At 72.9% G+C, this 10,791-nt stretch carries 8 protein-coding genes and 1 pseudogene; 6 read left to right on the top strand and 3 right to left on the bottom strand.

The window, feature by feature from the left end:
* Positions 1-379 precede the first annotated feature (379 nt).
* Together SSNG_RS02165 and SSNG_RS02170 are read left to right on the top strand one after the other, a co-directional pair.
* Complete coding sequence (locus SSNG_RS02165) at positions 380-607, top strand: CbtB-domain containing protein (protein ID WP_007262143.1); 228 nt, start codon at positions 380-382, stop codon at positions 605-607.
* A gap of 12 nt (positions 608-619) precedes the next feature.
* Positions 620-1,447, top strand: a complete 828-nt coding sequence (locus SSNG_RS02170) for a CbtA family protein (RefSeq protein WP_042800409.1) — start codon at positions 620-622, stop codon at positions 1,445-1,447.
* 280 nt (positions 1,448-1,727) lie between these two features.
* On the opposite strand, the pseudogene SSNG_RS43370 reads toward SSNG_RS02170, so the two are convergent.
* The 3 genes and pseudogenes from SSNG_RS43370 to SSNG_RS02190 form a co-directional block, all read right to left on the bottom strand.
* Positions 1,728-2,720, bottom strand: a pseudogene (locus SSNG_RS43370) (MFS transporter); the annotation flags it as partial.
* Positions 2,721-2,765: 45 nt separating this feature from the next.
* Positions 2,766-4,073, bottom strand: a complete 1,308-nt coding sequence (locus tag SSNG_RS02185) for a DegT/DnrJ/EryC1/StrS family aminotransferase (RefSeq protein WP_007262146.1) — start codon at positions 4,071-4,073, stop codon at positions 2,766-2,768.
* The gene (locus SSNG_RS02190) at positions 4,067-5,095 is read right to left on the bottom strand and encodes an NAD-dependent epimerase/dehydratase family protein (protein WP_241694976.1); all 1,029 of its coding nucleotides are present in this window, start codon (positions 5,093-5,095) and stop codon (positions 4,067-4,069) included. The genes SSNG_RS02185 and SSNG_RS02190 overlap by 7 nt, the downstream gene beginning before the upstream one ends.
* Before the next feature lie 902 nt (positions 5,096-5,997).
* Here SSNG_RS02190 and SSNG_RS02195 point away from each other — a divergent pair.
* The 4 genes from SSNG_RS02195 to SSNG_RS02210 form a co-directional block, all read left to right on the top strand.
* The gene (locus SSNG_RS02195; RefSeq protein ID WP_007262149.1) at positions 5,998-7,482 is read left to right on the top strand and encodes a sugar transferase; all 1,485 of its coding nucleotides are present in this window, start codon (positions 5,998-6,000) and stop codon (positions 7,480-7,482) included.
* A gap of 73 nt (positions 7,483-7,555) precedes the next feature.
* On the top strand, positions 7,556-8,872 hold the full coding sequence (locus SSNG_RS02200; protein ID WP_007262150.1) for a nucleotide sugar dehydrogenase: 1,317 nt from the start codon (positions 7,556-7,558) through the stop codon (positions 8,870-8,872).
* Complete coding sequence (locus SSNG_RS02205) at positions 8,862-10,142, top strand: glycosyltransferase family 4 protein (protein ID WP_007262151.1); 1,281 nt, start codon at positions 8,862-8,864, stop codon at positions 10,140-10,142. Before SSNG_RS02200 ends, SSNG_RS02205 begins: the two co-directional genes overlap by 11 nt.
* Positions 10,139-10,791 (top strand): Wzz/FepE/Etk N-terminal domain-containing protein (locus tag SSNG_RS02210; RefSeq protein WP_241694977.1); only part of this gene is annotated, 653 nt, incomplete at its 3' end. The genes SSNG_RS02205 and SSNG_RS02210, both read left to right, overlap by 4 nt.

Here is a 10,791-nt window from a genome sequence, read left to right on the forward strand (position 1 = left end):
GTCGGCCAGCAGGGCCAGCACCGCGACTGGCTGGAGTTCGGCCTGATGCGCACCCGCCGCCCCGAGCCGTACGGCGCCCTCACGGACCGGACCGGCCCGCGGTCGCGGTAGGGGCGGTCCGGCGGGGTCCGCAGTCCGGACGCCCCGTGTGATCAGCGACTCATCCGCTTGGTGCGAAGGCCCCCGGGGTTGTAGCGTCGCGGCGACATAAAGACATAGCGACGACGGCGAGACGGAAGTCCGGTGTGAATCCGGCATGGTCGCGCCACTGTGTGCTGCGGCGGCGCCCCTCCGGGGGTGGCGGCGCGGCGAGTCAGACCCGAGGACCGTCGTACCGCACCACCACATGGGACGCGTTGTTCCCCAAGGAGGTTCCCCCATGGCCGAGGCTCTCGCTTCCGCTGCCGTATCCGCCCCCGCTCTCGCGCCGTCCGCGCCGCTGCCCGTCAAGGCCGTCCTGCCCTGGGCGCTGTTCGTCGGTCTGCTGATGCTCGTGGCCCTGTACTTCGTCGGCGCGGAGCAGGGTGCCACCGCCGTGTTCTCCGGCGAGGGCGTCCACGAGTGGGTGCACGACGGCCGTCACCTGCTCGGCTTCCCCTGCCACTGAGAGGCGCGCGCCATGTACGCCTCCACTGTCAGAGGTCTGCTGGTCCGCGGCATGCTCGCGGGCCTGATCGCGGGTCTGTTCGCCTTCGCCGTCGCCTACGTGGTCGGTGAGCCCCCGGTGCGGGGCTCCATCGCCGTGGAGGAGGCGGCAGCCGCCGAGGAGGCCGCTCCCGCGGCCGGCCACGCCGGTCACGGCGGCGGCGACGCCCCCGCCGCCGCGGAGGAGGAGGAAGAACTCGTCAGCCGGCCCGTGCAGTCCACCGTCGGTCTCGCCACCGGCGTGCTGGTCTACGGGGTCGCGCTGGGTGGCATCGCCTCCCTCGCGTTCTCCTTCGCCCTGGGCCGCGTGGGCCGGTTCAGCCCCCGGGCCACGGCCGCCCTCACCGCCGGGGGCGCGTTCACGCTGGTCTACCTGGTGCCCTTCCTGAAGTACCCGGCGACCCCGCCGGCCGTCGGGAACCCGGACACCATCGGCCAGCGCACCACGCTGTTCTTCCTGATGATCCTGCTCAGCGTCCTGCTGGGCGTCGGCGCGATCGTCCTGGGCCGGCGCCTGGCGCCGCGCCTGGGCAACTGGAACGCGACCCTGGCGGCCGGGGCGGGCTTCGTCGTCGCCACCGGGCTGGCCTTCCTGGTGCTCCCGGACAACACCGACGCCGTCAAGGCCGAGTTCCCGGCGGCCCTGCTGTGGGACTTCCGGGTCGCCTCCATCGCCGTCCAGCTCGTGCTGTGGGCCGTGTTCGGAATCGTCTTCGGGGTTCTTGCCCAGCGGCTCCTGGCCCAGCGCGCCGGTGCCGCCGCGGAGACGACGGCCCCCCGCCCGGCGTCGGCCCTCGTCTGACCGCGCGCCGAGGACACCTCAAGAGCCCTGCCGCCCCGGACCTCCGGGGCGGCAGGGCTCTGTGCGTGAGCGTCAGGGGCGGTGCAGGGCGCGGGGCCAGGGCCGCCATCGCCGCCATCAGGCCGACAGCACCAGCATCGGCCCAGAGCAGGGTCGTCGCTCCGCCAGGGCGCCGATGACCGGGGGGCCCGCGAGGAAGCCGACGTAGCCCACGGCCCGAGACGGCGGCGATGGAGGAGCCGGTGTGGCCCGGCCGCAGGGCGGCCGCGTGGGCGAAGACGAGCGGGATGACCGCGGCCATGCCCAGGCCGAGCAGGGTGTAGCCGACGAAGCCCGCCGTGGTCGTCGCGTCGAGGATCGGGATGAGGGCGCCGGTGCCCGCCACCACGGCGCACAGGAACGTGAAGCGGGCCGTGCCGAGGCGGGCGCGCAGCCGGTCGGCGGTGAGGCGGCCGACGACCATGCCCGCGGAGAAGACGGCGTACCCCAGGCCGGCGGCGCCCGCCGAGGCTCCGGTCTCCTCCTTCAGGTAGACGGCGCCCCAGTCGTTGACGACCCCCTCCCCCATCAGGGCGCAGAACGCCACGAGGCCGGGGATCCACAGGCCCGGGCCGGGCAGGGCCAGCAGGGGTCCGGTCCTGGACGGGCCGCCGGTCCGCGGTGGTTCGGGGGCGAGGGCCGTGGCCGCCGTCGCCGCGACCGCCAGCAGGACGAGGGCGGTCACGGTGAAGTGGGCCCGGATGCCGACGCCGGCGGAGGCCGCGAGGCCGCCCGCCGTGGCGCCGGCGATGCCGCCGAGGCTGAACATGGCGTGGAAGCCGCCGAGCACGGGGCGTCCGTAGGCGCGTTCGACCAGGACGCCCTGGGTGTTCATCGCGACGTCGACGGCCGTGTTGCCGCAGGCGAACAGGGCCAGGGCCGCCGTCAGTGCCGCGAGGTCCGGGACGAGCGGCAGGCTCGCGAGCGCGCCCAGGTAGGCGGCCATGCCGGTGCACAGGACCGTACGGCTGCCGTACCTGGCCACCAGGCCGCCGACCAGCGGGAGCCCCGCGAAGGCGCCTCCGCTCAGGCCGACCAGGGCCACGGCCAGTTCCCCGGCGGACAGGTCCAGCCGGCTCTGGACGCCGGGTACCCGGGCGGCCCAGGTGGCGAAGGCCGCCCCGGTGACGAAGAAGACCGCGCCGACGGCCAGCCGCATCGTCCGCGGGCGCGGGCTCCGGGCGCGGCCGGGCGGCGCCGTGCGTCCGCCCGCTGTCTCGGGCTCGTTGCGCATCTGCGTCCGTCCCCTTGCCGTTCGTGTGCTGTCCGTCCCGGCCCGTCAGTGTGCCGGGCCGGCGGTCCGCCGGGTCAGGGCGACCAGCCCGTCCCGTTCCTCGACAAGGACCTTGTACAGGACTTCGGCGTAGCGGTGCATCGTCGTCGCGTCGTTGGGCGGGCCGAAGGAGCTGAGGCTCTGCCCGAGGACGAGGCGGCGCAGGCAGACCTCCTCGCTGACGGGGTACTGCGCCGGGTCGTAGTGGTGGCCGGGGCGGGCGTGCCCGCAGCTCCAGGGGCAGCCGCGGCCGTAGCCGCGGAGCTCCTGGAACAGGGTCTGCCCGGGTACCGGCTGCGGCTGCCAGCGGGTGATGTGCAGGCCTTCGGCGTTCACCGCCCGGGCGAGGGCGTCGCGGAAGGCGGCGACGGGGAGCCCGTCGAGGCCGAGTTCCTCGGGCATGACGAGCAGCGGGTAGAAGAAGTACACGTGCGTGCGGTCCTCGGGGACGACAGGCGTGCGGATGCCGGGTACGCCGGCCAGGGCCCGCGTGAGGGCGGCTCCGTTGGCCTGCCGTGCGCGGGACATCCGCGGCAGGCGGGTGAGCTGGGAGCGGGCGAACGCGGCGGCGAGGACGTCGATCCGGTAGTTCCAGCCCATGATGCGGGCGTTGTAGTCGCGGCTCTGGCCCGGGAGTTCCTCGCCGAACATCAGCACCCGCCGGGCCAGCCGCTGCTGTTCCTCGTCGCGGGTCGCGAACAGGCCGCCCTCGCCGAGGGCGGAGAGGGTCTTGGAGCCGTTGAGGCTGGCGCCGCTGAGGGTGCCCAGGGACCCGACGGGGCGGCCCCGGTATTCGGCGCCGTGTGCCTGGGAGGCGTCCTCGATGAGGACGAGGCCGTGCCGGTCCGTGACCGCCCGCAGGGCGTCGTAGTCGGCGGGCAGGCCGTTGAGGTCCACGGCGACGACGGCGCGGGTGCGGTCGGTGATCCGCTCCTCGATGCGGGCGGGGTCGATGTTGAACGTGGCGGGGTCGGTGTCCACGAACACCGGGATCGCGTTGGCCTGGAGCACGCAGGAAGCGGAGGCGAGGAAGGTGTCGGCCGGCACGAGCACCTCGTCGCCCGGCTCGACGCCCGCGGCCGCGATCGCCATGTGCAGGGCCGCGGTACCGGAGTTGGCGGCGAGGACGTGCGGCATGCCGGTGTACTCGGCCCAGGCCGCTTCCAGGTCGCTCACCGTGCGCATGGGCCAGTGCCACGGGGTCGCCCCGTCCATCGCGTCGAGCACGGCCTTGCGGTCGGCGTCGGTGATGTGGGGCCAGGGGGCCGCCTCCCCTTCGGCGAGCAGCGGTGTACCTCCGTCGACGGCTAGCACGTCCTGGCCTCCAGGCTCCGGCGCTCCGGGGTCTCCCGGCGGAACACCGCCCGGGCGGTGGGGAGTTCGGGGAACCGTCCGAGCAGGTCCGCCAGGCGGGCGAGGCCCTCGGCCAGGGTGATCCGCGGGGCGAAGCCGAGCCCTTGCAGCCGGGTGGTGTCGGCGAGGAGGGTGAAGCTGTCGGCGAGGCTGGAGGGGTCGGCGTCCAGCAGCGCGGGGCGGCCGGTCGCCGTGCCCACCTCGGCGGCGAGCTCGCGCATGGAGACGGCGGTGCCGGTGCCCAGGTTGTAGGTCTCGCCGTCGGCACCCCGGTCGGCCAGGGTGATCAGCGCCCGGCAGAGGTCCTCGACGTGGATGAAGTCGCGGCGTTTGCGGTCGATGTCGCCGACGACGGGGATGGGCTGCTCGTTGAGGTGCCAGCGCAGGAACTGCGAGACCTCTCCGCCCGCCCGGCGGGGGTCTTCGCCGGGGCCGTAGACGACGAACGAGCGGCCGGTGACGACGGGCAGTCCGGCAGTGGCGTGCAGGCTGCGCAGGGTCAGCTCGCCGGAGAGCTTCGAGGCGCCGTACGGGAGGAAGGGCCGGGTGGGGTGGTCCTCGTGGATCGGGCTGCGGCGCGGGGTGCCGTAGACGATGGCGGAGGAGAGGTAGACGAGCCGGCGCACCCCCAGTTCCAGGCAGGCGTTGCCGACGTTGCAGGTCGCGAGGGCGTTGAGGTGGAAGTCGCGGCGGGGGTCGGCCACCGACTCGGTGCCGCTGGCGTTGCCGGCGAGGTGGAACACGGCGTCGGCGTTCCGCAGCGCCAGCAGGGTCTCGCCGTAGTCGCGCAGGTCGGCGCGGACGTGGGAGACGCCGGGCAGTTCCGCGAGGCCGGGGGGAAGCGGGGCGTGGTCGACGACGGTGACCTTCCGGGACAGCGTGCTGAGGGCCGTGACGAGGTGCCGGCCGACGAAACCGGCTCCGCCGGTGACGGCCACGTCCTCGTAGTGCGTTTCGGGTGTGTCGGGGCCGTGGTGGTGCACGATCACTCCATTCGGGGTCCTGCGTGGTCCAGCGGGGTCCGACGGGATCCGGGGCGAGGGGATGGGCGGAATCGGGCGGGCGCCGGGCCGGGGTCACGCGGGGCGCGCACGCCTGCCGCCGTGCACCTGGTGTGCGCCGGCCGGAGTGCCGTGCGGCGCCGGTCCCGGACCCGCGGTGCCGCTCACGCACCTGATCGGTGGCCGGCCCAGCCAGTGCACCACGCCTCCTCCCCGTCGGCGCAAGGGGTGCCGGGGAGAGTGGCCGAGACCGCCTCCCGCCCGGCCGCGCGGCGGCGGGAAGAGCGGAGCTGGTCCGTTTCCGCCCCCGCCGAGGGCGGAGGGAGAGGCTCCGCCCAAACCGGAAGCAGGGGGCGCACGGCTGCACGGCGACGCCCGGATGGCCGGTTCGGCGGGCTTGACCTGGGGTGAGAGGAGGTGCTCCACAGCGGTGAAGTCCCGGGCGCCCGGCGATCGGTGGAACCCGTCTGAAGGCGTGAACACGAATTTCACACATCTGCTCTTCATACCGGCTCGCCATGGTCTAGATTGACCGTGCTTCAGCTGTTCGTACACGAGCAACCAGTAAATGATCTACAGGTCAGGCGCTACGGAAAGCCTGCAATCACGTCCCCCTCGGCACGAGGCGTGGGGGATGATCAATTCTCGGGGCCCGGGAAAGGGCCTCGGGTGCGGGGGAGCACCCGGGGTTTCGGCGGGTTCTCGCGCACGTCGCACGTCTGGCGGGGCACGTCCGTTCGCTGCCGCCGGGGTGGGTTGTCCAAGCAGTTCCACACGGCCGGGGGGGATCCCGGGGAGGAACGGCGCGGTCGGGAGGCGGGGGCCTCCCGGCGGAGCACGGTGAGTGGCGAACACGTCGTACCACTGGGGACCTGGGGGGTTCTGTGCGGCAAGGGGGATTAGTCAGCCCGTTCCCGTCTGCGCGCGGGCGTCTGGCGAACGGGGCGATCAGCCGTCCCGCGAGTGACTGGGAGCAGCGGTACCGACGTACCGTGATCACCAGCGATACCGTGGCCACCGCCCTGGTGGTGGCGTCCATCGGCAACTTCTTCGGGGCTCGGGACGCGGCCAACTGGCACGAGAAATGGGGAATTCTCGCATTCGGCACCGAACTTCTGGTATTGGCCGCATTGGCCGTCAACCGGTCATGGGCTCCGGCTGTTCTCGGCCAGGGTGCCGAGGAATTCCGCCGGCTCGGCCGCTCACTGTTCACGGCGACCGTCTTACTGGCGCTCGGCGGGATCGCCCTCGCTTCGCGCAACATCAAACTCTGGATCTTCGTCGCGATCCCCGCGATCGCACTCGTCACCATGACCACGCGGTATCTTCTGCGCCTCTGGCTGCACAAACAGCGGAAAGAGGGGCAGTGCCTGCGACCGGTGCTCGCCGCCGGCAGCCCGGCCACCCTGCACGATCTGATCACCCGCACCCGCAAGTTCCCGCACCTCGGCTGGCGGGTGGACGCGGTGTGCACGACGGACGGTCTCGGGCTCGACGGAGACGGTGACCAGCTGGACGGCGTACCCGTCGTCGGCCGGCTGGCCGACGTGGCCAACCACGTCCGGCGCGACGGCTACCGGGTCGTCGCGGTCACCCCGGACCCGCACTGGTCGCCGGACCGGCTCCAGCGGCTGGCCTGGAACCTGGAGGGCAGCGACGCCGAGATGGTCGTGGCCCCGGTACTGATGGAAGTGGCCGGGCCGCGGCTGCACGTGGACGCGGTGCTGGGCATCCCGCTGCTGCGGGTCAGCATGCCGATCTTCACCGGCGGCCGCCGGGCCGTCAAAGAGGTCGTCGACCGGGTGGGGGCGGCGGTCCTGCTGATGCTGTTCGCGCCGCTGATGGTGTTCGTCGCGCTGCTGGTGGTCGCGGACAGCCGGGGCGGGGCGGTGTACCGGCAGCGGAGGGTCGGCAAGGACGGACGCGAGTTCACCATTCTCAAGTTCCGCACCATGGTCGCGGACGCGGACCGGGTGCGCGCCGAGCTGGCCGACCGCAACGAGGGCGCCGGCCTGCTGTTCAAGCTCCGCCGGGACCCGCGGGTGACCCGGGTGGGATCGGTGCTGCGCCGGTACTCGATCGACGAACTCCCGCAACTGTTCAACGTGTTGACGGGGTCGATGTCGCTCGTCGGTCCGCGGCCCCCGCTGCCGGAGGAGTCCGCCGAATACGGTCCGGACATCCGGCGGCGGCTGCTGGTCAAGCCCGGGCTCACGGGACTGTGGCAGATCAGCGGACGCAGTGACCTGTCATGGGAGGAGGCGGTCCGGCTGGACCTGCGGTACGTGGAGGACTGGTCGCTCGCCCTGGACACAGTGATCTTGTGGAAGACGCTGCGTGCGGTGGTCTACGGGCAGGGGGCCTATTGATGCGCGGGAGTCGTCGTCGGGCAGACGCGCGGACCGCAGGCCGTGGGGGCCTGTGTGGGGGGAGGAACGAGTCATGAGGGTCAGTGTTTTCGGGCTCGGCTACGTGGGCTGCGTCTCGGCCGCGTGCCTGGCCGAACTGGGCCACGAGGTCGTCGGGGTGGACGTCAGCCAGGTGAAGGTGGACCTGGTCAACGACGGCAAGGCCCCGGTGGTCGAGGAGCGCATCGGCGAGCTCGTCGCCGGCGTCGTGCGGACGGGGGCCTTGCGCGCCACCGGTGACGTCCGCGAGGCGATCATGGAGAGTGAGGTGTCGCTGGTCTGCGTGGGCACGCCCTCGGAGCCCAACGGCAGCCTGTGCACCACCTACCTGGAGCGGGTCACCGAACAGATCGGCGCGGCGCTGGCCGAGCGGGGCGGGCGGCACACCGTGGTGTTCCGCAGCACCATGCTCCCGGGCACCTGCCTGGACCTGCTGCTGCCGATCCTGGAGAAGTCGGTCGGCGGCACGGCCGGGGTGGAGGTCGGCGTCGCGGTCAACCCGGAGTTCCTGCGCGAGGGCACCAGCGTGCGGGACTTCTTCGACCCGCCGAAGACCGTCATCGGCCAGCTGGACCAGGCCAGCGGCGACGTGGTGGCCGCCCTGTACGAGGGCCTGCCCGGCGAGGTGTTCCGGGTGCCGGTCCCGGTGGCCGAGGCGATCAAGTACGCGGACAACGCGTTCCACGGCCTCAAGATCGGCTTCGCGAACGAGCTGGGCGCGGTGTGCCGGGCACTCGGGGTGGACTCCCACCAGGTGATCGACGTGTTCCTGGCCGACCGCAAGCTGAACATCAGCCCGGCCTACCTGCGGCCCGGCTTCGCCTTCGGCGGTTCCTGCCTGCCCAAGGACCTGCGCAGCCTGGTCCACGCGGCGCAGCGGGCCGACGTCTCCGTACCCATCCTCTCCCACGTGCTGCCCTCCAACTCCGACCACCTGCAACGCGCGGTGGACCTGGTGGAGCGCACCGGCAAGCGCCGGGCCGGCCTGTTCGGGCTGTCCTTCAAGCCCGGGACCGACGACCTGCGCGAGAGCCCGCTCGTCGAGCTGGCGGAGCGGCTCTTCGGCAAGGGGTACGACCTGAAGATCTACGACGCCAACGTGAGCCTCTCCCGGCTCCTCGGCGCGAACCGCGAGTACATCGAGAACCGGCTGCCGCACCTCGCGCACCTGCTCGCCGACTCCGTCGACGAGGTGCTCGACCACGCCGAGGTGTGCCTGGTCGGGTCCAGGGACCCGGACGTGCTGTCGGCACTGCCGCACGGCGACGGACCGGTGATCATCGACCTCATCCACCTTCCCGACGCCGACGCGCGCCGGACCGAACCGGGGTACGTGGGCCTTGCCTGGTAAGACGACGCGTGGTGCGGCCGGCGGCGGCCGCACCACCGGCCGGCGTGCGCTGGTCCTGGTGGAGAACCTGTCCGTGCCGTTCGACCGGCGGGTGTGGCAGGAGTGCACGACCCTGCGCGACGCCGGCTGGACGGTCGACGTCATCTGCCCGCAGGGGACCAAGCGGGACACCGAGCCGGAGGCCGAGGTCGACGGGGTCCGGATCCACCGCTACCCGCTGCGCGCGGCCACCGGAGGACCGGCCGGGTACCTGAAGGAGTACGGATCGGCCCTGTGGCACACCATGCGGCTGGCCCGCAAGGTCGGGCCGGTCCACGTGGTCCACGCCTGCAACCCGCCCGACCTGCTGTTCCTGCCCGCCCTGTGGCTCAAGCGGCACGGAGCACGGTTCGTCTTCGACCAGCACGACCTGGTCCCCGAGCTGTACCTGTCCCGGTTCGACCGCGGGGAGGACCTGCTCTACCGGGCCGTGTGCGCGCTGGAACGGCTCACCTACCGGGCCGCGGACGTCGTGCTCGCCACCAACGAGAGCTACCGGGACGTCGCGGTGCGCCGCGGCGGCCGGCGCCCGTCGGACGTGTTCGTGGTGCGCAGCGCGCCCGACACCGACCGCTTCCACCCCGTGCCGCCCGAGCCCGGACTGAAGCGCGGCAGGCCCCACCTGCTGTGCTACCTCGGCGTGATGGGTCCGCAGGACGGCGTCGACTACGCCCTGCGCGCCCTGGCGAAGCTGCGCGACGAGGTCGGGCGCGGCGACTGGCACGCGGTGTTCGTCGGCGGCGGCGACACCTTCGACGCGATGGTGGAGCTGTCCCGGCAGCTCGGGCTCTCCGACCAGGTGCAGTTCACCGGGCGCGTCTCCGACGCCGACCTGGCGCGGTACCTGTCCACCGCGGACGTGTGCCTCTCCCCCGACCCGCGCAATCCGCTCAACGACGTGTCGACCATGAACAAGGTCCTGGAGTACATGGTCATGGGCCGGCCGATCGTCTCGTTCGACCTCAAGGAGGCGCGGGTCTCCGCCGGCGACGCCGCCGTCTACGCCCCCGCCAACGACGAGGGCGAGTTCGCCCGGCTCATCGCGCTGCTGCTGGACGATCCCGAGAAGCGGGCCCTGATGGGCAAGATCGGCCAGGAGCGGATCAACGGGCCGCTCGCCTGGCGCAATTCGCAGGCCTCGCTGCTCTCCGCCTACGCCGCCGCCTGCCGTGACCGCCGGCCGGCGCCGGCGGGCTCCTCCGACGGTACGGGCAAGAGGCCGCGCCGTTGAGCGACGACACGATACGCCTGGTCACGATCGGGCGGATTCTCCGCCGGCGCTGGCGCCTGCTCACCGTCCTCGCCGTCGTGGGCGCGCTCGTCGGCTACGGCACCTCCCTGCTGCTTCCACCCCGCTACACGGCCTCGGCCTCGGTCCTGCTGCCGGGGGCGTGGGAGGAGCGCGAGCTGCTGACCCAGGCGGAGATCGCGGCGAGTTCGGTGGTCGTCGACCGCGCGGCCGCCGCGCTGGGCTGGACCAAGGTCAGCCGTACCGAGCTGCGGGACCGGGTGGCCGCCAAGGCGGCGGACGGCAACATCATCAAGATCTCGGGCACGGCGGACACCCCGGAGCGCGCGCAGCGGCTCTCCGACCAGGTGGCGCAGCAGTTCGTCGCGTTCGCCGCGCGGATCTCGGGCGACAACACCGACCCCGAGGCGGCGGCGCGGCCCGAGGCGCTGCGGCAGCTGGTGACGCAGACCAGCCGCCGGATCACCGAGCTGGCGGACGCGGCCGGCCGGGGGCAGACCGTGGAGAGCGTGCAGACCCGTACCGAGCTGGCGAAGCTGCGCACCACGCTCCAGGAGGCCGTCGACAAGCTGGACCAGGCCGACCCCGCCGCCGGCAAGGGCCCTCAAGGGCCAACATGGTCGTCATGGGG

Origin of the sequence: Streptomyces sp. C, assembly GCF_000158895.1 — a bacterium.
GTDB lineage: Bacteria > Actinomycetota > Actinomycetes > Streptomycetales > Streptomycetaceae > Streptomyces > Streptomyces racemochromogenes.

Excerpts from the sequence above, each read along its gene's own strand:
- SSNG_RS02170 (WP_042800409.1), top strand. The coding sequence starts at position 620 with ATGTACGCCTCCACTGTCAGAGGTCTGCTGGTCCGCGGCATGCTCGCG.
- SSNG_RS02165 (WP_007262143.1), top strand. The coding sequence starts at position 380 with ATGGCCGAGGCTCTCGCTTCCGCTGCCGTATCCGCCCCCGCTCTCGCG.
- SSNG_RS02200 (WP_007262150.1), top strand. The coding sequence starts at position 7,556 with ATGAGGGTCAGTGTTTTCGGGCTCGGCTACGTGGGCTGCGTCTCGGCC.